The following is a 19570-nucleotide window of genomic DNA, read 5'->3' as shown; positions in this document are numbered from 1 at the left end:
CTCAGGACTCCACGATCTCGACCGTCGGCTCGTGGTCGTGCCAGGTGCAGAAGACCGACACGCTCGCCGAGCCGGCCGTGAACTCCACCCGGATCCACGTCGGCTGCTTCCACACCTGCATCGACCAGCCCGTCGCCGGAGTGGCCGACACCAGCTTGGCGGAGGTCTTCCCGATGTCGAAGGTGACCCGGCCGCCATCGGTGCTGTAGCTCTTCACCTGGCCGTTCGCGGTCGCCGGCGGACTCGACGGCGCCCGGGAGCCCGGGTCCGACGGGCCGGCGGGACTGCTCGGCGTACGGCTCGGCCGCGAGGTGTTCCGGTCGGCCGGGGTACGCGAGGGCGACTTGGGGCTCTCCGGCGTCCTGGACGGGCTTTTTGACTCCGGCCGGCGCGTCGACGACGCCTTCGACTGCGGCTTCGCATCCTGCGCGGTGCCGCGTTGCGCGGGCAGGTCGGCGGGGATCGGGAGTGCCTGCGGAGGGTCGTACGCCGTACCCGCCATGACCGTGTGCACGCCCCACCACGACAGCGTGACCGCCGCGCCCGTGGCGAGCGACCACGCGATGGCGTGTACGAATCCTCGTTGCATCGGGGCCATACTGCACCACCCGCACCACCCCGTCCCAGGGGGGACCCGCATCCCCGGAATGGCGTACGGTGCCGCCCATGGCAAGTGTGCTCGTGGTCGAGGACGACCAGTTCGTACGTTCCGCCCTCATCCGGCACCTGACCGAAGCCACCCACACGGTGCGCAGCGTCGGTACGGCACTTGAGGCGTTGCGCGAGGTCGCCCATTTCAGCTTCGACGTGGTCATTCTGGACCTCGGTCTGCCCGATCTGGACGGGTCGGAGGCGCTGAAGATGCTGCGCGGGATCACCGACGTACCCGTGATTATCGCCACTGCGCGCGACGACGAGGCGGAGATCGTACGGCTGCTCAACGACGGCGCCGACGACTACCTCGTCAAGCCTTTCTCGGTCGAACACCTGTCCGCCCGCATGGCCGCCGTACTGCGCCGCTCCCGCGCCGTCGCGGGCGCCGAGCCGCCGTCCCGGGTGATCCAGGTGGGAGGGCTGTCGATCGATCCGCTGAGGAGGCAGGCCGAGCTGGACGGCGCGCGGCTCGACCTGACCCGCCGTGAGTTCGACCTGCTGGCCTTCCTCGCGGGGCGGCCGGGAGTCGTCGTACCGCGCAAGGAGCTGCTCGCCGAGGTCTGGCAGCAGAGTTACGGCGACGACCAGACCATCGACGTCCACCTGTCCTGGCTGCGGCGCAAGCTCGGCGAGACGGCGGCCAGCCCGCGCTATCTGCACACCCTGCGCGGCGTCGGCGTGAAGCTGGAGCCGCCGCGATGAGGTGGGCACTGGTCAAGGTGAGCCTGGCGGTGACGGTGATGGTGGTGGTCGCTTTCGCCATACCGCTTGGGCTCGTCATCAAGGAGATGGCCAGGGACCGGGCCTTCTCCAACGCCGAACGCTGGGCCGCCACCATCGGCCCCACCCTCTCCATCACCACCGACCGCGACTCGCTCAACCGCGCCGTCCAGACGACGGAGGTCGGTATCGAGGGACGCATGGCGGTCCACATCCCCCCGGTCGCCGACGAGCCGGGCAGTCTGCCGCTGGAGATCGGGCGGCGACGGGCGGCTCAGCAGGACCTGGAGACGACGCGACGGATCGGGCGGGCTTCGATCTCGGAGGTGACGGGCGGCTTCGCGCTGCTCCAGCCGACCGCGATCGCGAGCGGGCAGATCGCCGTGGTGGAGGTCTTCGTGCCGGAGGACGACGTCAGCAATGGCGTGGCGACGGCCTGGCTCGTGCTGGCGGGCGTCGGGATCGCCCTGATCGTGGGCTCGGTGGCGGTCGCGGACCGGCTGGGCGTACGCATGGTCCAGCCCGCCCAGCGGCTCGCGGGCGCCGCGCACGACCTGGGGGAGGGCAGGCTCGGCGTACGCGTGCCCGAGGAGGGGCCGACCGAACTGCGGTCGGCCGCCGTCGCGTTCAACTCCATGGCGGACCAGGTGGTCCAGCTTCTGGCGAACGAGCGTGAGCTGGCCGCTGATCTGTCGCACCGGCTGCGGACCCCGTTGACCGTGCTGCGCCTGAACGCCGCCTCGCTGGGGGAGGGCCCGGCCGCCGAGCAGACCAGGTCGGCCGTCGAGCAGCTGGAGCGCGAGGTCGACACGATCATCCGTACGGCCCGCGAACAGCGGTCGCAGGCGCAGGCGCAGGGAGTCGGCGGCGCCGGTCCTGGTGCGGGGTGTGACGTGTCCGACGTCGTGCGCGAGCGGATGGACTTCTGGTCGGCGCTCGCGGAGGACGAGGGCAGGAAGGTGCGGCTGGCGGGCGTCGAGCGTCCGGTACGTATCCCGGTCGCCCGGCCGGAGCTGGCGGCGGCACTGGACGCGCTGCTGGGGAACGTCTTCCGGCACACGCCCGTGGGAACGGCCTTCTCCGTGGACGTGCACAACGGCGACGACGCCGTGATCGTCCTGGTGTCGGATGCCGGCCCCGGCATCTCGGATCCGAAGGCGGCGCTGGTGCGCGGCAACAGCGGTGACCGGGACGGGTCCACGGGCCTCGGACTGGACATCGTGCGGCGGGTCGCGGAGTCGACGGGCGGCGACGTACGCATCGGGCACTCGGTGCTCGGCGGTACGGAGGTCCGTATCTGGATCGGGCTGGGGCTCGACGGGCGGCGTACGGCGGGCGGCCAGAACGGCCACCGGCTGGGGCGGCGCAAGCGGCCTGCGGGGGCGCGGCGGGGGAGCGGCCTGCGGGCGTGAGGGGCGGGAAGAGCGCGGACGGCGTGACGGACGGGAAGCTTTAACGGGCTCCCATGGCTTCCTTAACTGCGCCCTAAGATCCTCAAGCCCCGTACCTAACCTGGCTTTTGTCCGTTTCTGGCTCGCTAGCGTGCTGCCGCACCCCTACGGCGTATCCCCCGCGCCGTACCCCCGGGGCCGTCCCCCCGGGGTTTCCCGTAACGCAGAGGCAGGCACGCGATGAGCAGTACGACGCACCGGCGCACAACGAGCGGCAGGACCAAGGCGCTCGGCGCGGTTGTCGCCGCGGCGGTGATCGGTGGCGCGGCGTTCGCGTTCACCGGAACGGCGCAGGCCGCCGCGGTCGGCGCGGCGTACACCAAGACCAGTGGCTGGGGCGGTGGTTACGCCGGCCAGTACGTCGTCACGAACGACACCGGCAAGGCCCAGTCGGACTGGACGCTCGAATTCGACCTGCCGAAGGGTACGAAGATCGGCTCCCTGTGGAACGCCGAGCACAAGGTCGACGGCCGGCACGTGACGGTCAAGCCCGCGAGCTGGGCGAGTGAGCTGGCGCCGGGCGCGTCCGTGACGGTCGGCTTCGTCACCTCGGCCGAGGGGCGGGGCACAGCCGGCGACCCGACCGGCTGCCTGATCAACGAGGTGAAGTGCTCGGTCGACGCGGGCGCCACGCCGCAGCCGAGCGGGCGCCCGACGCAGGCCCCGAAGCCGACCGGCTCGGCGACTCCTTCTGGGAAGCCGACTCCGACGGCCTCGACTCCGACGACTGCCCGTCCTACGAGCGCTCCTGCGACGAGTGAGCCCACAGCGAGTGCGCCTCCCACGACCGCACCGCCGGCGGCCGCGGGCGCGAAGTTCGCTCCGTACGTCGATACGTCCCTCTACCCGGCGTACGACCTGGTGGACACCGCCACCAAGACCGGCGTGAAGGAGTTCAACCTGGCCTTCATCACCTCGGGAGGCAGCTGCGCGCCGCTGTGGGGCGGCGTGACCGGCCTGGCGAGCGACAAGGTGGCCGGCCAGATCGGCGCGCTGCGCGCGAAGGGCGGGGATGTACGGGTTTCCTTCGGCGGCGCGGCCGGCAGGGAGCTCGCGCTGAACTGCTCCTCGGCCGACGAGCTGGCGGCGGCGTACGGCAAGGTCGTGGACGCGTACAAGCTCACGAAGGTGGACTTCGACGTCGAGGGGGCGGCGCTCCCGGACACCGCCGCGAACACGCGTCGCGCGCAGGCGATAGCCCAGCTTCAGAAGAAGCACCCGGGGCTGGATGTGTCCTTCACGCTGCCGGTGATGCCCGAGGGGCTGACGCAGCCGGGCGTCGACCTGATCGCCGACGCCAGGAAGAACGGCGTGAAGATCAACGCGGTCAACATCATGGCGATGGACTACGGACCGTCGTACAGCGGCGACATGGGTACGTACGCCGTCCAGGCGGCGACGGCGACGCAGGCCCAGCTCAAGGGCGTACTCGGGCTGTCGGACGCGGCGGCGTGGAAGACGGTCGCCGTCACCCCGATGATCGGCGTCAATGATGTGACCACGGAGATCTTCAAGGTGGACGACGCGACACAGCTGGTGAAGTTCGCCCGGGAGAAGGGGCTCGGCTGGCTGTCGATGTGGTCGTCGACGCGCGACAAGGAGTGCCCGGGCGGGGCGCAGGGCTCGGCCGACGCCACGTGCAGTTCGATCGTGCAGGAGCCGCTGGCGTTCACGAGGGCGTTCGCGACGTACAAGTGATCAGTAACCCCTGAGCCTCTGAGACCCCCCGCAGGCGCGCGCCCCGGCCGGAGTTCCCCACACCCGGTCGGGGTACGCGTGTGCTCGGACGGTGGAAGAGATGTTGCCGCTCCCATCACCCGCATCGAGGCTGAGCGGGACGACGCCACCGGGCTTCAGTGGGCGCGGATGAGACCGTGCCGGCCGTGGTGTGCCGAAGGAGCGAATTCCATGAGGGTCATGCTGCACGCCCATGTCGACACGGAGGCCGGAAACGAGGCGATCCGAAAGGGCACGATGCCGCAGATGCTGGACTCGGTGATCCAGGAGCTCAAGCCAGAGGCGGCCTACTTCTTCCCCAGCATGGGCAGGCGGTCCTGCATGCTCGTCTTCGACATGCAGGACAGTTCCCAGTTGCCCAAGGCTGCGGAGACGTTCTTCATGGAACTCGGTGCGGATGTCGAGGTCGTACCGGTGATGAACCACGACGACCTCAAGAAGGGCCTGCAAGCCTTGCAGTCCCAGAGGTAAAGGTGATGACGCCCCGGCGACGGCCCCGGCCCCGGCGACGGCCCCGGCCCCGGCGACGGCCGGCGGAAGGCTCGCCGCCACGGGGCGGCGAGCGCAGCTATCCTGCGACGTTCGCGTAGACGCGCGTCGCGAACTCCGCGATCTGTTCGTCGCTGAGGTTCTTGGCGAGGTTGGCTTCCGTGATCATTCCGACCAGCTGGTGGCCGCCTGCGACGTCGATGACGGGGACGCGCTTGATCTGGTGCGTCTCCATCGTCTGCAGAGCCTCGTTGGCGTCCGCGTCGGCGTCGATCCAGTGCACGGGCCCGCCCAGGGTGCCGGCCTGCACCGTTGCCGGGTCGATGCCTTCGGCGCAGCACTGGACGACGATGTCGCGGTCGGTGATCAGGCCGGTGAGCCTGTTGTCGTCGCCGCAGATGGGCAGACAGCCGACGTTCAGGTCGCGCATCATCTGCGCCGCGTCGTACAGCGACTGGTGCGCACCGACACACTGAACTCCGCTGGTCATGATGTCGCGGGCCTTGAGCTGCTTGTTCGTAGCCATGATTTCTGGATCCTCCCGCATTCGGGACGTTGTTTTCTCCTCCATCGATGACAACACGGATGGCTTACCGCCGCCCCTTGGGACCAGGGGACCTATGGGGGCGCGGTGCTGGTGCCGGTGCTGGGGCGGCGGGGGCTGGAGGTTCAGGAGCCGGCGGGTACGGCGTAGTCCCCGAAGCCGACCCAGTCGAGGGTCACGCAGGGTTCGTCGCCGAGCACCCAGGCGTCGTGGCCGGGTGCGATGGAGATGAAGTCCCCCGGTCCGGCTTCTCCGCTCTCGCCGTCGTCCATGACGATCTTCATCCGGCCGCTCACGACGTAGCCGACATGGGCAGCCTGGCAGCTGTCGGTCCCGGCGATGGGCTTGACGTGCTTGGACCACTGCCAGCCCGGCTCGAAGACGGCACGGCCCACCGGGCCTCGGTCTGTGGTGAGCAGATCGAGCCTGCCCTTTCCCTCCTCGAAGGGGCGGGTCTCATCTGCGGAGTCGAAGTTCTTGCACACGAGCGTGGCCATAGTCATCCGCCTCCTGGCGCTTAGCGCGCCGCGAGCGACTGCGATCCCCCGAGTCCATATTCCAGGCTACGCCGGGGGCGGTGATTTGTTGCTGGGGGCGGCCGGGCTCGCCGGTAACCAAGGCTTGCTTCTGGGGGTTTCGGGTCGTCCCGAGCGCTCGAGGGTCGGTGGGCCGGGGCGGCGCGTCAAGGGCGCTCCTGCGTCGCGTCGCTGCGCGAGAGCCCTTCGGGCTCCCCTTGACCCGCCGCCCCGGCCCACCGCTAACGCTTATACGGGGACGGCCCAAAGAAAAACGCCCTGCACGCAGACTGGACTATGGGCGCGGGTCGGCTTGGTGGCTTGCGGCGTGGTGGGTGGGGCGCATGAGGTCTATGGGGTGGCGCGGCCCCAGTCTCAGCGACTGCGGCGACGGCCGTTGGTGCGACATCCCCCATTCCCACGCACACGCGCACCCACGTAGGCGGATGCCGGGGCTGGCGGTTCGACCTGCGGATTCATGTCTGCGCGGGTGGGGCGCGACAGTTGAATGGGGTGACTCGGGTGGGTATGGCGTCCACCCCGTCCGGTGGCCGGTTGAGCCTCAAGCACGTGGTTGGTGTGGGTGGGTGGAGGGGCGCCCAGGGGTGCGGGTCCTGCCGATGGTCCGGCCGGACGGACAGCGCGGCCGCGCGGCCGCTGGTGTGGGCCCGACGTTCTCGACGAGGCTCGGCGGCACTCGGCGGGGCTCGAGGGGGCTCGGTGGTCTGAATCCATCACATGACGGCCTCGTATGCCCATTTCGCACCTCTTTCGAGGCGTTTGGGCGGCTTGGGCGGGCGTCATGTGATGGATTCGGTCCACGCGATGTCCTGCCAGGCACTTCAGACCCATCGACACACGATTCGGCCGAGTCTTCCATTTCGTCCTGGCCGGACGGGGCGAACCTCAGAAGGTGAACCCGTGTGCCTGCCAACGGCTCGGCATCGGCTCGGCATCGGCTCAGGGTTCACCACACCCGGCACGTGGCGATTTGTTGAGGCTGGCAGAGGGCCCGACGGTCCCGACGGGTCCCGCCGCTGTCGCCTGGCAGCGGATGCCTAATGTCGGGGTCCTTCCTGAGACGGCTGGTCCGCATTCGACCTGGCAGTGTGGACGATCGGCGGGCGTGGGCGGTGTGGGCGGTGGGCTTGTGTGGCCGGAAGGCTGGGCGTGTGGTCGGCGTGCCGAGCTTCGGACTCGGTGCTCCATGCCCTGTGCTCGGTGCGTGGCGTCGCCTGCTGGTTGCCGAGGCCCGCCCTCCGAGACCCGTCGGCAGCGGTGCACTACCACCCACCCACACCAGCAACCTGCTTGAGGCCCAACCAGCCGCCGACCGGGGCGGACGCCGAACCGGCCCGAGTCACCCCATTCAACTGTCGCGCCCCACCCGCAGGCGGGATAGTCCGCAGGTCGACCCGGACGGCCGGCCACCTGCCTACGTGGGTGAAGCGTGTGCGTGGGAATGGGGATGTTGTACCAGCGGCCGTTGCCGCAGCCGCTGAGCCTGGGGCCGAGCCGCCCCCTCAACCTGCCGCGCCCCACTCACCGAGCCCGCCAACCGGCAACGGTGATCGGCCACTTGCCGGGCCTTTCCCGTGGGCTCCCCCCGGGGGCCGCCCCCCTTAAGCATTGCGGCGGAGGTTCGGCGGTCAAGGGTTAAGCGGAGCGGAATCGCCGTAGGCGACGCGACGTAGGAGCGCCCTTTACCGGCGGGCCTCCGGCGCCACCCTCCGAATAGGCGGCCCCCATCGCAGAAGCGATCAACGCCCCGGGACCGCCAACGCCCCCGCCCCTACCCCACGATGCGCTCGTCCTTGATCGCGTTCAGCAGCGCTGCCAAGGCCGTGGGCGTCGCGGTGGTGATCTCCGTGGGGCGGTCGCTCTCCCGGAGGTGGATGTGGCCAGCGGCGCTGGTTGCCAACTCGACGCATTCACCCTCGCCGCCGGTGCTGAATGAGGACTTCTGCCAGGTGAGCTGCGGCATCTGACTCCCTACAGTTCGTACATGATGTGCTGGATCAGACTGAGCGAGTCCCGGCTGTCGTGAGACTCGGGTGCGGACTCGGGATCGACCGGCTCGAGCGCCAGTTCGGCGAGTCGCTCAAACATCTTGCCGTACTTGTCGTTGGCATCTCCATCCCCCAGAAAGACGGACTTCAGCGGGTGTTCGATGTAGACGGTGTCCAACTCCCGTGTCGCACCGCTGAAGAGAATGAACGGACGGCTGAACGCGGCGTAAGCGCCGCGCTCGAAGGGGAAGATCTGGAGCGTCACGTTGGGCAGGCGGGCGATCTCGATCAGTCGCAGCAACTGCTTGCGCAGCGTTCCAGTGCCGCCGACGTGCAGGCGTAGAGCGGCCTCGTGGACGATTGCGTGGTACGGGACCGCGTCGGGGTCGGTCAGGACGCGTTGCCTGGCCATGCGAAACTTCACGTAACGGTCCACACGCTCCTGGTCCTGATCCTGCTCTGCCGTGGTGACCACCGCGCGTGCGTAATCCTCGGTCTGGAACATGCCTGGAATGAAAAGGGGCTCGTGGATGCGGATGCCGGAGCAGCGAGACTCCAGTTCCGCAAGGTCGCGCGCCCTCGGTCCGATGGCGTCCTTGAAGTCGTCCCACCACCCCTTTCCCAGTTCCTGTGCCATTTCCATGAGCCCGTCGAAGTACGGGCCGTGTGGGCATCCGTACTCCCGCAGCAGCTTGTAGAGCCGGTTGCGGGACACGTCGATCCGGCCCGCCTCGATGTTGCTGATCCTCGTGCGGTCCGCATCGAGCAGGGCGCCGGCCCGGTCGCCGGAAAGCCCCGCACCGTTTCTGAGCTTGCGAAGTTCGAGCCCGAGCCGTCGCTGCCGCTCGCTGGGGTTGCTCCTGGGTGGCATGTTCGACCTCCTGCAGCGCAGTCTGCCGGTGCAAACTCCCGTGGTCACTGGAACGTTCGCCTGTCACCCACTCTGGTGACATATCTGGTAAACGGTTGCACCTAACCAAACGCGTTCCCTACCTTCGTGAGCGACCGAGCCAACCGCGCCGCAAGAGGAAGTACCCCCGTCCCCAAGCAATTTGAGGGCGGACCTGGTCACCACAACGCGCTGCGCGCTCACAGGAGGCCCCCATGGAGGACCCGCCCCGCGCCACCGACGTATCCCTCGTCTTCCCGCCCGACCCCGTATGGGTCCGCACCGCCCGCGAGACCGTCCGTACACTCCTCGCCGTCGCAGGCCGGGCCGACCTCACCGACGCCGCGCTCCTCCTCACCTCCGAGGCCGTCACCAACGCCGTCAACGCCTGCCGCACCACCGCGTGCACCAGCCCCGTGACTCTCTCCGCCGGATGGACCGACCCTCACCGCCTCCGAGTGCTCGTCCATGACGGCGCGCCGGGGCTCCCGGAGTGCCGAGCACCCGCCGCCGACGAGGAGAGCGGTCGGGGGATGACGCTGATCTCGTACGGCGCCGACGCCTGGGGCGTCTGTACGCACGGGCCCGGTAGGGGCAAAGCGACTTGGTTCGAACTCGGGCGGCTCAAGCTCGACAGGTCGTCACTGTGAGTGCCACGGGCGCTCTCGATCTGACGCTGCCTGCGTTGCGGTGCCGTCACGTGCGATCCGGGCGGCCGGGGACATCGTCGTCGTCCAAGGCACCTGGTTCGACTGATTCATCGACAGCCACCGTGGGGGGAGTCAGTCGTCCAGCATGGGGTACGGCAGTACGCCCGTCCTCGCCACCTTCCCGTACCACTGCGCGCTCGACTTCGGCGTGCGCGTCTGCGTCTCGTAGTCGACGTACACCGCGCCGAAGCGCTTGCTGTAGCCGTACGCCCACTCGAAGTTGTCCATCAGTGACCAGAGGAAGTAACCGCGCACATCCGCCCCGTCCCGCATCGCCCGCCGCACCGCCGCCAGGTGGCTGTGCAGGTAGCGGATGCGGTCCGGGTCGTGGACCGTGCCGTCGGTGGCGGGCTTGTCGTCGTACGCCGCGCCGTTCTCCGTGACCATCAGCGCGATGCCGGGGGCCTCACGGGCGTACCGCATCAGCAGGTCGTGCAGGCCGGTCGGGTCGACGGACCAGTCCATCGCGGTCAGTTCGCCCGGCGGCTGGTGGAAGGCGACGGACTCCGAGCCGGGCCAGGGGGAGTGGTCACTCGGGCCGTGGCCGTCGCGGCGGGTGCCCGCGGCGCTGTCGGCAGTGGGCGCCGAAACCACCGCCGGTGAGTAGTAGTTGATGCCCAGGAAGTCGAGGGGCGCGCCTGCCGTCTCCGCGTCCCCGTCCCGTACGAACGACCAGTCCGTCAGGTGCGCGGTGTCGGCGAGCAGGTCGGACGGGTACTCACCCGTCAGCATCGGCCCGGTGAAGACGCGGTTCGCGAGGGCGTCGATGCGGCGCTGCGCGTCCAGGTCGCCCGCCGACCGCGTCAGCGGTCTGACCGCGCTCGGGTTGAGGCTTACTCCGATCCGCGCCCGCGCCGGCGCCCGTGCCGGAAGCGCGGCACGCAGCGCCTGTACGGCCAGGCCGTGGCCCAGGTTCAAGTGGTGGGCGGCGCGCAGGGCGGCCACCGGGTCGGTACGGCCGGGCGCGTGCACACCGGACCCGTAGCCCAGGAAGGCGCTGCACCAGGGCTCGTTGAGCGTCGTCCACAGCTCGACACGGTCTCCCAGCGCCCCGGCGACGAGCCCCGCGAAGTCGGCAAAGTGGTACGCCGTGTCGCGTGCCGGCCAGCCTCCCGCGTCTTCCAGCTCCTGCGGCAGATCCCAGTGGTACAGGGTCAGGCTGGGCGTGATTCCGGCCGTCAGCAGCTCATCCGTCAGCGCGCGGTAGAAGTCCAGGCCGCGTTCGGCGGCCGGACCCCGGCCGGTCGGCTGCACGCGCGGCCAGGAGACCGAGAAGCGGTACGCGCTCAGCCCCAGGTCGGCCATCATCCGTACGTCGTCGCGCATCCGGTGGTAGTGGTCGACGGCCACGTCGCCCGTGTCACCGCCCAGCACCTTCCCCGGCGTACGGCTGAAGGTGTCCCAGATGGACGGTGTGCGGCCGTCCTCCTCCACCGCGCCCTCGATCTGGTACGCGGCGGTGGCGGAGCCCCACAGGAATCCGGGCGGAAAACTCTCCGTGCTCTCAGCGCTCTCAGTCATGGAAGTCCTCCTGGTAGGAGATAGGAGAGGGAATAGGGGAGAGGGAAAGTCAGCCCTTGACCGCGCCCTGCATGATCCCGCCCACGATCTGCCTCCCGAACAGCACGAAGGCCAGCAGCAGCGGCAGCGTGCCGAGCAGCGCGCCGGCCATGATGACCGACTGGTCCGGGACGAATCCCTGGCCGAGGTTGGCGAGCGCCACCTGCACGGTCGGGTTGTCCTGGGTGAGGGCGATGATCGGCCAGAAGAAGTCGTTCCAGGCGGCCACGAACGTGAGCATGCCCAGCACCGCCATCGCCGGACGCGCCGCCGGGAAGACGATGTGCCAGATGATGCGAAGACTGCTCGCGCCGTCCACCCGCGCCGCCTCGACCAGTTCGCTGGGCAGCGCCTGCACCAGGTACTGGCGCATGAAGAAGACCCCGAAGGCGCTGACGAGAGTCGGCAGGATGACGGCCTGGAGCTGGTCGGTCCACTCCAGCTCCGCGACCGTCATGAACAGGGGTACGACGCTGAGCTGCGGCGGCACCATCATCGTGGCCACGACCAGCAGCATCAGCAGGTTCTTGAAGCGGAAGCGCAGCTTGGCGAACGCGAAGCCCGCGAGGGTCGAGAAGAGCACCGTACCCAGCGCGATCGTCCCGGCCACCACCGCCGTATTGAGCAGCGCCAGGCCCATGTTGGCGTCGGTCCACGCCGTCTGGAGATTTTTGAAGAGGTTGCCGCCGAACCAGAACGGCGGCGGCGTCTGCGACAGCCGGGTGCTGTTGCGGGAGGCGGCGATCGCCGTCCATACGAGGGGGAACAGCGACCCGACCGTGAAGATGATCAACACGGCGTACGTGAGGGGGCCGCCGTGCAGATGGCGACCGGCGCGAACGCCCGGCAATTTCGTCATCTTCGTCATCGTCGTCATTCGCTCTTCCTCAGGCGGCGGGCGATCAGCAGGTACACGCCCGCGACGATCAGCAGAATCAGGAACATCGCCCAGGCGATCGCGGAAGCGCGCCCGAGGTGGAAGTTGAACCAGCCCTGCTCGTAGAGGTACAGGCCCAGCGTCTGGAACTGGTGCGACGCCCCGCCCTTCTGCCCGCCCGCCCCGCCGAACAGCAGGGGCTCACCGAACAGTTGCGTCGCGCCGATCGTCGAGACGACGACGGTGAAGAGGATCGTCGGCCGCAGCGAGGGGATGGTGACGTGGATGAACTGCTGCCACCTGGTCGCCCCGTCCAGCGCCGCCGACTCGTACAGGTCGTTCGGTACAGCCTGCATCGCGGCCAGATAGATCAGCGCGTTGTAGCCCGTCCACCGCCAGATCACGATCGTCGAGACCGCGACCTGCGACGACAGGGTCCCGCTCTGCCAGTCGACCTTCCCGAGCCCCACGGCGTCCAGCGCCCAGTTGATCATTCCGTAGTCGCGCCCGAAGAGGAGCACGAAGACGAGCGTCGCCGCCGCCACCGAAGTGGCGTACGGAGTCAGGATCGCGACCCGGAAGAAACCCGAGGCACGCAGCCGGTAATTGAGCAGATGCGCGATGCCGAGCGCCATCAGCAGCTGCGGCACCGTCGAGATGATCCCGATGGTGAAGGTGTTGCGCAGTGCGTTCCAGAAGAACTCGTCCTCCAGCAGCCGCGTGTAGTTGTGCAGCCCCACCCACTGCATGTCGTTCGGCGCCGACAGCGATACGCGGTGCAGCGACGACCAGCCCGTATAGAGGAGTGGGAAGACCCCGAAGGCCGCGAAGAAGACGAAGAAGGGCGCGACGAAGGCGTACGGGCTGTACTTCGTGTCCCAGCGGTAGCGCCTGCTCCGCCACACCCGGCGGCGGTCCGTGCCCCCCGGCCGCTCGACCGCCACCGTCCCCCGGCGGTTCGCGGCCGGGACCGCGTCCCCCGCCGAGGGGGACGCAGCCTGTTCGGACCGGTCGGACAGGTCTGACTGGTCGGTGTACGGACGCATCAGCCGTCCACCGCGTTGTCGATCTCCTTCAGGGCCGCCTTCCAGCCCTCCTCCGGGCTCTTGCCCTGCTGCTCCACCTGGAGGATGCCGACATCACCGAAAGCGGTACCGATCTGCTGGTCCTTCGGGCCGAGCACCAGCGTCGGGATGCCCTTGGCCGCCTCAGCGAAGAGCTGCCCGGTCGGCGCGTCGCCGAAGTACGGGTTCTTGGCGCCGGAGACCACGTCCAGGTCGTACGCCGGCGGGGTGGACGGGAAGCTCGCCTGCTTGTCGAAGAGCTTCGCCTGCTGTTCGGGTGCGGTCAGCCAGGCTGCGAGTTTGATCGCCTCCGCCTTGTTCTTGGCCGCCTTCGGTACGCCGATGAACGAGCCGCCCCAGTTGGCGGGCTTCGGGGCCGCCGCGACGTCCCACTTGTCCTCGCCCGCCTTGCCCGCCTTCTCCTTGATGTAACCGAGCATCCACGGCGGGCAGGAGACGGTGGCGAAGGCCCCGTTGGCGTACGCCTGGTCCCACGCCTTGTCGAACTGCTTCAGCTTTCCGGTCAGGCCGCCCTCCGCCGCCTGCATCGCCAGGTCCCAGGCGGTCTTCACGGCGGGGCTGTCCTTGTAGATCAGCTTGCCGTCGCTGTCGTAGAACCGCTGCGCGTAACCGTTGTTGACGGCGGCGAAGAGACCGGCGGCCGAGTCGGTGAACGTGGTGCCCTTGGGGCCCTTCGCCTTGTAGTCCTCGCCCGCGTCGACGTACTTCTGCCAGTCGCCCGCCCACAGCTTGCCCACCGCCTCGCGGTCGGTCGGGAGCCCTGCCTTCTTAAACAGGTCCTTGCGATAACACATGCCCATGGGCCCGATGTCCGTACCGAGCGCGATAGTCCGCCCGTCCTTGGTGGACGCCTGCGCCCACTTCCAGTCCAGCCAGTTCGACTTGTCGACACCGGGCGCCTTTGAAAGGTCCTCGAACTTGTCGGCCTGCGTGGTGGCGATCTCGTTGATGTTCCCGACCTCTATGGCCTGGATGTCCTGGAGGCCGCTGTTGGCCGCGAGGTGCGTCAGCAGTTCCGGGTAGTACGTGTCGACGCGCTCGGTCACGTCCTCCTTGATGACGATCTCGGGGTGCAGCTTCATGTACTCGTCGTAGAGCCCGGCCTGTTTGTAGCCGAAGACGCCGAAGGTGCCGATCTCGATGGTCGTCTTGCCCCTGGCGTCCTTCTTACTGCCGCCGGAGCCGCCGGCTGCCTCGTCGCTGTCCTCGGCGCAGCCGCCGAGCAGGCCCGCGCCGAGTGCGACCACAGCGGCGACTACCACCGCCCGGCGAGGCGTACGGGTGCTGATGCGCATTGCGTCCTCCTTGTGCCCTGACGTGCCGACCCCCCGGCCAACTGCGTTGATGAGCCCCTGAGTTGCGGCTGCGGCCCGGGCGGGGAACGTGCGGGATATGTATGAGTCAGGTACTGTGGGAGCGCTCCCATGTGTGATGTGTTGAAGGTTCGCGGCTCCCTGCGGGGGTGTCAAGGCACCGGACGCGGGATTTGCTGTCCGAGACCGCTATGAGATATTGCGCAGCGCCGGACGGCCACCGGACGGCCACCGGACGGCGACCGAACGGTGCACGATATGGGGAGGTCGGGACGATGGTGACTCGTGGAATCCGGAGCCAAGGGGGCCGGAGCGGCGGACGGCCGACCCTTGAAGAAGTGGCCGCACGCGCCGGTGTGGGCCGGGGCACCGTCTCCCGGGTGGTCAACGGCTCCCCGCGCGTGAGCGAAGAGACCCGCGCCGCCGTCGAGGCAGCGGTGGACGAGCTGGGGTACGTACCGAACCGCGCGGCCCGCGCCCTTGCCGCCAACCGCACCGACGCCGTCGCGCTCGTCGTCCCGGAGGTCGAGTCGCGGTTCTTCGCCGAGCCGTACTTCTCCGACATCGTGCGCGGCGTCGGCGCCGCCCTCGACAGCACCGAGATGCAGCTGCTGCTCACCATCGTCGGCAGCGACCGCGAGCGCGGCCGCCTGGCTCACTACCTCGCCGGGCACCGTGTCGACGGCGTCCTGCTCGTCTCCGTACGCGCCGACGATCCGCTGCCCGAGCAGCTGGTCCGGCTCGGCATCCCGACGGTCATCAGCGGCCGCCGCTCCGAGGACGAGCCGCTGCCCTGTGTCGACGCGGACAACGTGACGGGCGCGCGCGGCGCCGTGACTCACCTCATATCCCGCGGCCGGCGCACGATAGCCACCATCACAGGACGACTGGAGGTGTACGGCGCCCAGTGCCGTCTCGACGGCTACCGCCAGGCCCTGGCCGCGGCCGGCCTCGGCGTGGACGAGCGGCTGATCGCCCCCGCGGACTTCACCGAGGAGGGCGGCCGCCGCGCCATGACCGACCTGCTCGAACGCAGTCCCCACCTGGACGCGGTCTTCGTCGCATCGGATGTGATGGCGGCGGGCGCCCGCCAGGTCCTGCGCGAGCAAGGGCGGAGTGTCCCCGGCGATGTGGCGCTGGTCGGCTTCGACGACTCGCCCATCGCCCGCCACATGGACCCGCCGCTGACCAGCGTCCGGGTGCCGATCGAGGAAATGGGCCGCGAGATGACCCGCGTCCTGCTGGAAGAGATCGCCGACCGGCGTCCGGAGGGCACGCGCAGGATCACCGCCCCGCGCCAGAGCGTGTTCCCGACGGAGCTGGTGACCCGTACGTCGTCATGACCCGTGCATGGCCATGACCCGTGCATGGCCATGACGGAGGCAGCAAAACGATCCGAGCCCCTGACCTGTTTCCAGGTCAGGGGCTCGGATCGATCAGGGTGAGTGACGGGACTTGAACCCGCGGCCACCTGGACCACAACCAGGTGCTCTACCAACTGAGCTACACCCACCGTGGCCGGTCGTTTCCGACCGGCTGAGAAAAAGTGTACAGGGTCCCAGAGGGTGCTCGCGCCAGGGTTTAACCGGGCCTCACCGGATGTTTATTACCCGTGCTCCGCAGGCAGGACGTACCTCGCGGCGATTTTCTTCGCCGTTTCGGAGTCGGGCCCGGGCTGCGGCACGAAGACCGCTTCCCGGTAGTAGCGCAGCTCCGCGATGGAGTCCTTGATGTCGGCGAGCGCCCGGTGGTTGCCGTTTTTCTCCGGGCTGTTGAAGTAGGCCCGCGGGTACCAGCGGCGGGACAGCTCCTTGATCGACGAGACATCCACGATCCGGTAGTGGAGGTACGCCTCCAGCTCCGACATGTCCCGCAGCAGGAACCCGCGGTCGGTGCCGACCGAGTTTCCGCACAGCGGGGCCTTGCCGGGCTCCTTCACGTGTTTCTTCACGTAGGCCAGGACCTGTTCCTCGGCGTCGGCCAGCGTCGTTCCGCCGGCCAGCTCGTCGAGCAGGCCCGAGGCGGTGTGCATCTGCCGCACCACCTCGGGCATGGTCTCCAGGGCCGCGTCCGGCGGGCGGATCACGATGTCCACCCCTTCGCCGAGTACGTTGAGCTCCGAGTCGGTGACCAGTGCGGCCACCTCAATGAGTGCGTCGTCCGTCAGCGAGAGCCCGGTCATCTCGCAGTCGATCCACACCATGCGATCGTTCATGTGTCTCACCCTACGGGGCGATCCCGCTGGCCGGGCAGCGTCGGGCGGCCGGGGGCGTACACATCGGAGCTGGGCTTGCCCGGCTCGTGGGTCGACGTGGTCGCTGACGGGCCCGCCTGTGCGGCCGCCGCTGCCGTACGCCTGGCGTGCTGCGGCACCGAGTCGGGGACCTGGCCGCCCCCGGACAGCCCTGACGGGACCGAGTGCATCTCGCTCTGCGGGCGCCGGGCACGGTACGCCGCCCGGTATGCGGCCGGGGACGAGCCAAGCTGGCGACGGAAATGCCCGCGCAGCGCGACCGGCGAGCGGAAGCCGCAGCGGCCCGCGACCTCGTCGACCGAGTAGTCGGACGTCTCCAGCAGACGCTGCGCCTGAAGCACCCGCTGGGTGATCAGCCACTGCAGGGGAGCGCTCCCGGTGAGGGAACGAAAACGCCGGTCGAAGGTGCGGCGGCTCATATAGGCGCGCGCGGCCAGCGTCTCCACGTCGAACTGCTCGTGGAGATGCTCCAGCGCCCAGGCGACGACCTCGGCCAGCGGGTCGGCGCCGATCTCCTCCGGTAAAGACCTGTCGAGATAGCGCTCCTGGCCGCCGCTCCGGCGCGGAGGTACGACCAGCCTGCGGGCCAGTGCCCCTGCCGCCTCGGTGCCGTGGTCCGTACGGACGATGTGCAGGCACAGGTCGATTCCGGCCGCCGTGCCGGCCGACGTGAGGACGTCGCCGTCGTCGACGAAGAGCTCGCGCGGGTCGACGTGGACCGACGGATAGCGCTTGGCGAGCGTCGGGGCGTACATCCAGTGCGTGGTGGCCGGGCGGCCGTCGAGCAGCCCGGCTGCCGCCAGTACGAAGGCGCCGGTGCACAGCCCGACGATGCGGGCGCCCTCCTCGTGCGCGCGGCGCAGCGCGTCGAGCGCTTCCGGCGGTGGTGGCGAGGTGATGGACCGCCACGCCGGTACGACGACGGTGCCCGCTCTGCTCATCGCCTCCAGGCCGTAGGGGGCGGTCAGTTCGAGCCCTCCCGTGGTGCGCAGCGGCCCGTCCTCGCCGGCGCAGACCAGCAGCCGGTAACGGGGAACGCCGGCGTCCTGCCGGTCGATGCCGAACACGGAGAGCGGAATGGAGCTCTCGAAGATGGGGCCGCCGCTGAAGAGCAGCACCGCTACGATCTCCCGGCGGCGGCGTCCGGAGAGCTTCCGTGCGGCCTCCGGTACGGCAGTGGAGTCCTGGCTCATGACGCTAAGCCCCCCTTGGTGTTCGCGTCCTCTCGGTCCTGCACGTTTCCCCTCGGTCCTGCATGATTCCCCCGCCGTATATACCCATGATCGAATCTACTGTGTCCGGTGGTGCCGGCGTGACAACTTCGGCATTCAGCACTATGTCGACAAGGCCACTTGGCGCGAAGCATTCGATCACGAAGCGTTCCACTCAAGGGCCTCGCAGGGAAGTGCGCGTCCCGCTCATGGCCCGTCCCCGTAGGGTGCATTGGCCGGAGACGGTCCTTTCATGCCAGGTGGAACGGGGGTGGGGAGGCCATTTCGGCAACGATTGGGTAGCGGCCAGAAGTTGGCTGAAAAGGTACGGGCTCGTGTGTGCGAGTCCGTCATTCTCCCGGCGCACTTGGTCCAGCATGACGCCCGCCCCGGCGCGCCCCCGGCACCTTCGCCTCTTCCTGCCTCCGTGCCGCCGTGACCGCCGCGCGCTCGGACCGGCGCAGGAGTACCCGGCAGGCGGCGGTCACGGCCGCGAGCCCCAGTGCCGCAGCGGCCGCCGCGCCGAACGACGTCCCGTACATGACGAGCACCACGGGGACGAGGGCGCAGCTGAACGCGGCCCACCGGACCACCTCGCCGACAGTGTCGCCGGCAGGACCGGCGGCATGAGTGGCGGAGGCGGTCGAACGTCCGGGCACGGCGGGCTCCTCACGTACGCGGGGTGGGCTCGTGACTAACGGGCGGCGGGCCCGGGTGGTCACTGGCAGGTGAGCCTGTCGAGACAGCGTGTAAGGGGCAACCGGCATTGCCTTACGGGCCGGGCTCGTGCATGCTCCCTGGAACGCCGTGGGAACGCCGTGTGAGGAACGGCGGGCTCTGGGCAGGAGAGGAGTGTCGCCGTACCCTTGGGGGTATGGGCTTGGGAAGATGATTCCCGGACACAGCTCCACCGCTCCACCGCCCAATGCCACTGCTTCCCACAACAAAAGCGACCAGCGACCCCTCCCAAGAGGATTCTTCGCCGAGACACCCATGGCCGGTCACGAACTCCCCGAACCCGCAGACCGCAAGCAGGTTGTCGATCCTCTGGACGACCTCCGGGCGGTGGAACAAACACGCCACTCCTGCGATCCCGCCTTCCAGCACGGCGTCGTCGTCGGCTTCGACGGCTCCACGTCCAGTGAGCGGGCTCTTTCGTACGCCATCGGCATGGCGGTGCGGTCGGGCTCCGGCCTGATCATCGTCCACGTCGCCAACCGGCTGCCGACCACGGTCTGGGCGGGCTGCGAGCCCCCGGTCTTCGTGGACGTACCGGATCACCGCACCGAGGTGCTCGGGCTGGAGCTGGCCTGCGCGGACTATCTCGCCGAAGTGCCGTGGATCCTCGTCGAGCGCGGTGGCGACATCTGCCACGAGCTGGAGGAGGTCGGCCAGGAGTACTCGGCCGACGCGATCGTGGTCGGCTCGACGCACGGCATCGTCGGGCGGATCTTCGGCTCGGTGGCTGGCCGGCTGGCGCGACGCGCGCAGCGGCCGGTCATTGTGATCCCGTAACCGTCTTCGCGGAACTGCTCGTACGGGATCACAACGA

19 protein-coding genes and 1 tRNA gene are annotated in these 19570 nt (G+C 69.2%); 7 read left to right on the top strand and 13 right to left on the bottom strand.

The features are described 5' to 3' along the window. Position 1: 1 nt before the first annotated feature. Positions 2-598, bottom strand: coding sequence for a hypothetical protein (locus tag J7E89_RS05725; protein ID WP_214969086.1), 597 nt, complete (start codon positions 596-598; stop codon positions 2-4). A gap of 68 nt (positions 599-666) precedes the next feature. Between J7E89_RS05725 and J7E89_RS05720 the strand changes: the two genes are divergently transcribed. From J7E89_RS05720 to J7E89_RS05705, 4 genes are all read left to right on the top strand, one after another. Then, the gene (locus J7E89_RS05720) at positions 667-1356 is read left to right on the top strand and encodes a response regulator transcription factor (RefSeq protein WP_214969084.1); all 690 of its coding nucleotides are present in this window, start codon (positions 667-669) and stop codon (positions 1354-1356) included. Further along, complete coding sequence (locus tag J7E89_RS05715) at positions 1353-2786, top strand: HAMP domain-containing sensor histidine kinase (RefSeq protein ID WP_214969082.1); 1434 nt, start codon at positions 1353-1355, stop codon at positions 2784-2786. Before J7E89_RS05720 ends, J7E89_RS05715 begins: the two co-directional genes overlap by 4 nt. Before the next feature lie 219 nt (positions 2787-3005). After that, positions 3006-4523, top strand: a complete 1518-nt coding sequence (locus J7E89_RS05710; RefSeq protein ID WP_214969080.1) for a cellulose binding domain-containing protein — start codon at positions 3006-3008, stop codon at positions 4521-4523. A gap of 210 nt (positions 4524-4733) precedes the next feature. Next, the gene (locus tag J7E89_RS05705) at positions 4734-5033 is read left to right on the top strand and encodes a DUF3303 family protein (protein WP_214969078.1); all 300 of its coding nucleotides are present in this window, start codon (positions 4734-4736) and stop codon (positions 5031-5033) included. 97 nt (positions 5034-5130) lie between these two features. Here J7E89_RS05705 and J7E89_RS05700 read toward each other — a convergent pair whose 3' ends face one another. From J7E89_RS05700 to J7E89_RS05685, 4 genes are all read right to left on the bottom strand, one after another. Next, a complete protein-coding gene (locus J7E89_RS05700) occupies positions 5131-5577 on the bottom strand; it encodes a CBS domain-containing protein (RefSeq protein ID WP_214969076.1) in 447 nt (148 codons plus the stop codon). A gap of 143 nt (positions 5578-5720) precedes the next feature. Continuing rightward, on the bottom strand, positions 5721-6092 hold the full coding sequence (locus tag J7E89_RS05695) for a cupin domain-containing protein (RefSeq protein ID WP_214969074.1): 372 nt from the start codon (positions 6090-6092) through the stop codon (positions 5721-5723). Positions 6093-7902: 1810 nt separating this feature from the next. Further along, positions 7903-8094: a DUF397 domain-containing protein gene (locus tag J7E89_RS05690; RefSeq protein WP_214969072.1), complete on the bottom strand. Its 192-nt coding sequence runs from the start codon at positions 8092-8094 to the stop codon at positions 7903-7905. Between the two features lie 8 nt (positions 8095-8102). After that, entirely contained in the window at positions 8103-8990 is an 888-nt protein-coding gene (locus J7E89_RS05685) for a helix-turn-helix transcriptional regulator (RefSeq protein ID WP_214969070.1), read from the bottom strand. Positions 8991-9223: 233 nt separating this feature from the next. On the opposite strand from J7E89_RS05685, the gene J7E89_RS05680 reads away from it, so the two are divergent. Beyond that, positions 9224-9658: an ATP-binding protein gene (locus tag J7E89_RS05680; RefSeq protein ID WP_214969068.1), complete on the top strand. Its 435-nt coding sequence runs from the start codon at positions 9224-9226 to the stop codon at positions 9656-9658. A gap of 132 nt (positions 9659-9790) precedes the next feature. Here J7E89_RS05680 and J7E89_RS05675 read toward each other — a convergent pair whose 3' ends face one another. The 4 genes from J7E89_RS05675 to J7E89_RS05660 are packed head-to-tail and all read right to left on the bottom strand — an operon-like array spanning position 9791 to position 14535. Next, positions 9791-11239 (bottom strand): GH1 family beta-glucosidase, encoded by a 1449-nt coding sequence (locus J7E89_RS05675; protein ID WP_214969066.1) that lies wholly within the window; start codon positions 11237-11239, stop codon positions 9791-9793. A gap of 49 nt (positions 11240-11288) precedes the next feature. Further along, the gene (locus tag J7E89_RS05670) at positions 11289-12155 is read right to left on the bottom strand and encodes a carbohydrate ABC transporter permease (RefSeq protein WP_251060148.1); all 867 of its coding nucleotides are present in this window, start codon (positions 12153-12155) and stop codon (positions 11289-11291) included. Further along, on the bottom strand, positions 12152-13201 hold the full coding sequence (locus J7E89_RS05665) for a carbohydrate ABC transporter permease (RefSeq protein ID WP_214969064.1): 1050 nt from the start codon (positions 13199-13201) through the stop codon (positions 12152-12154). The genes J7E89_RS05670 and J7E89_RS05665 overlap by 4 nt, the downstream gene beginning before the upstream one ends. After that, on the bottom strand, positions 13201-14535 hold the full coding sequence (locus J7E89_RS05660; RefSeq protein ID WP_214969062.1) for an extracellular solute-binding protein: 1335 nt from the start codon (positions 14533-14535) through the stop codon (positions 13201-13203). Before J7E89_RS05660 ends, J7E89_RS05665 begins: the two co-directional genes overlap by 1 nt. A 293-nt stretch (positions 14536-14828) precedes the next feature. Between J7E89_RS05660 and J7E89_RS05655 the strand changes: the two genes are divergently transcribed. Next, positions 14829-15896, top strand: coding sequence for a LacI family DNA-binding transcriptional regulator (locus tag J7E89_RS05655; RefSeq protein WP_214969060.1), 1068 nt, complete (start codon positions 14829-14831; stop codon positions 15894-15896). Between the two features lie 97 nt (positions 15897-15993). Here J7E89_RS05655 and J7E89_RS05650 read toward each other — a convergent pair. The 4 genes from J7E89_RS05650 to J7E89_RS05635 all read right to left on the bottom strand — a co-directional run bounded on the left by J7E89_RS05650 (position 15994) and on the right by J7E89_RS05635 (position 18677). Further along, positions 15994-16066, bottom strand: a tRNA-His gene (locus J7E89_RS05650). Positions 16067-16159: 93 nt separating this feature from the next. After that, positions 16160-16768 (bottom strand): oligoribonuclease, encoded by a 609-nt coding sequence (orn, locus tag J7E89_RS05645; RefSeq protein WP_214969058.1) that lies wholly within the window; start codon positions 16766-16768, stop codon positions 16160-16162. A gap of 5 nt (positions 16769-16773) precedes the next feature. Further along, complete coding sequence (locus tag J7E89_RS05640) at positions 16774-18000, bottom strand: helix-turn-helix domain-containing protein (RefSeq protein ID WP_214969055.1); 1227 nt, start codon at positions 17998-18000, stop codon at positions 16774-16776. A gap of 368 nt (positions 18001-18368) precedes the next feature. Then, complete coding sequence (locus J7E89_RS05635) at positions 18369-18677, bottom strand: hypothetical protein (RefSeq protein ID WP_214969053.1); 309 nt, start codon at positions 18675-18677, stop codon at positions 18369-18371. Between the two features lie 334 nt (positions 18678-19011). Between J7E89_RS05635 and J7E89_RS05630 the strand changes: the two genes are divergently transcribed. Continuing rightward, positions 19012-19533: a universal stress protein gene (locus tag J7E89_RS05630; RefSeq protein WP_214969051.1), complete on the top strand. Its 522-nt coding sequence runs from the start codon at positions 19012-19014 to the stop codon at positions 19531-19533. Positions 19534-19570: the final 37 nt, after the last annotated feature.

It is taken from the genome of Streptomyces sp. ISL-100 (assembly GCF_018614615.1).
GTDB lineage: Bacteria > Actinomycetota > Actinomycetes > Streptomycetales > Streptomycetaceae > Streptomyces.
The sequence above is the reverse complement of the archived record's forward strand: the minus strand, read 5'-3'. Positions and strand labels throughout refer to the sequence as shown.

What these genes read in the sequence shown, in the direction of transcription:
- J7E89_RS05725 (WP_214969086.1), bottom strand. Translation starts at nt 598, where the DNA reads ATGGCCCCGATGCAACGAGGATTCGTACACGCCATCGCGTGGTCGCTC.
- J7E89_RS05720 (WP_214969084.1), top strand. Translation starts at nt 667, where the DNA reads ATGGCAAGTGTGCTCGTGGTCGAGGACGACCAGTTCGTACGTTCCGCC.
- J7E89_RS05715 (WP_214969082.1), top strand. Translation starts at nt 1,353, where the DNA reads ATGAGGTGGGCACTGGTCAAGGTGAGCCTGGCGGTGACGGTGATGGTG.
- J7E89_RS05710 (WP_214969080.1), top strand. Translation starts at nt 3,006, where the DNA reads ATGAGCAGTACGACGCACCGGCGCACAACGAGCGGCAGGACCAAGGCG.
- J7E89_RS05705 (WP_214969078.1), top strand. Translation starts at nt 4,734, where the DNA reads ATGAGGGTCATGCTGCACGCCCATGTCGACACGGAGGCCGGAAACGAG.
- J7E89_RS05700 (WP_214969076.1), bottom strand. Translation starts at nt 5,577, where the DNA reads ATGGCTACGAACAAGCAGCTCAAGGCCCGCGACATCATGACCAGCGGA.
- J7E89_RS05695 (WP_214969074.1), bottom strand. Translation starts at nt 6,092, where the DNA reads ATGGCCACGCTCGTGTGCAAGAACTTCGACTCCGCAGATGAGACCCGC.
- J7E89_RS05690 (WP_214969072.1), bottom strand. Translation starts at nt 8,094, where the DNA reads ATGCCGCAGCTCACCTGGCAGAAGTCCTCATTCAGCACCGGCGGCGAG.
- J7E89_RS05685 (WP_214969070.1), bottom strand. Translation starts at nt 8,990, where the DNA reads ATGCCACCCAGGAGCAACCCCAGCGAGCGGCAGCGACGGCTCGGGCTC.
- J7E89_RS05680 (WP_214969068.1), top strand. Translation starts at nt 9,224, where the DNA reads ATGGAGGACCCGCCCCGCGCCACCGACGTATCCCTCGTCTTCCCGCCC.
- J7E89_RS05675 (WP_214969066.1), bottom strand. Translation starts at nt 11,239, where the DNA reads ATGACTGAGAGCGCTGAGAGCACGGAGAGTTTTCCGCCCGGATTCCTG.
- J7E89_RS05670 (WP_251060148.1), bottom strand. Translation starts at nt 12,155, where the DNA reads ATGACGACGATGACGAAGATGACGAAATTGCCGGGCGTTCGCGCCGGT.
- J7E89_RS05665 (WP_214969064.1), bottom strand. Translation starts at nt 13,201, where the DNA reads ATGCGTCCGTACACCGACCAGTCAGACCTGTCCGACCGGTCCGAACAG.
- J7E89_RS05660 (WP_214969062.1), bottom strand. Translation starts at nt 14,535, where the DNA reads ATGCGCATCAGCACCCGTACGCCTCGCCGGGCGGTGGTAGTCGCCGCT.
- J7E89_RS05655 (WP_214969060.1), top strand. Translation starts at nt 14,829, where the DNA reads ATGGTGACTCGTGGAATCCGGAGCCAAGGGGGCCGGAGCGGCGGACGG.
- orn (WP_214969058.1), bottom strand. Translation starts at nt 16,768, where the DNA reads ATGAACGATCGCATGGTGTGGATCGACTGCGAGATGACCGGGCTCTCG.
- J7E89_RS05640 (WP_214969055.1), bottom strand. Translation starts at nt 18,000, where the DNA reads ATGAGCCAGGACTCCACTGCCGTACCGGAGGCCGCACGGAAGCTCTCC.
- J7E89_RS05630 (WP_214969051.1), top strand. Translation starts at nt 19,012, where the DNA reads ATGGCCGGTCACGAACTCCCCGAACCCGCAGACCGCAAGCAGGTTGTC.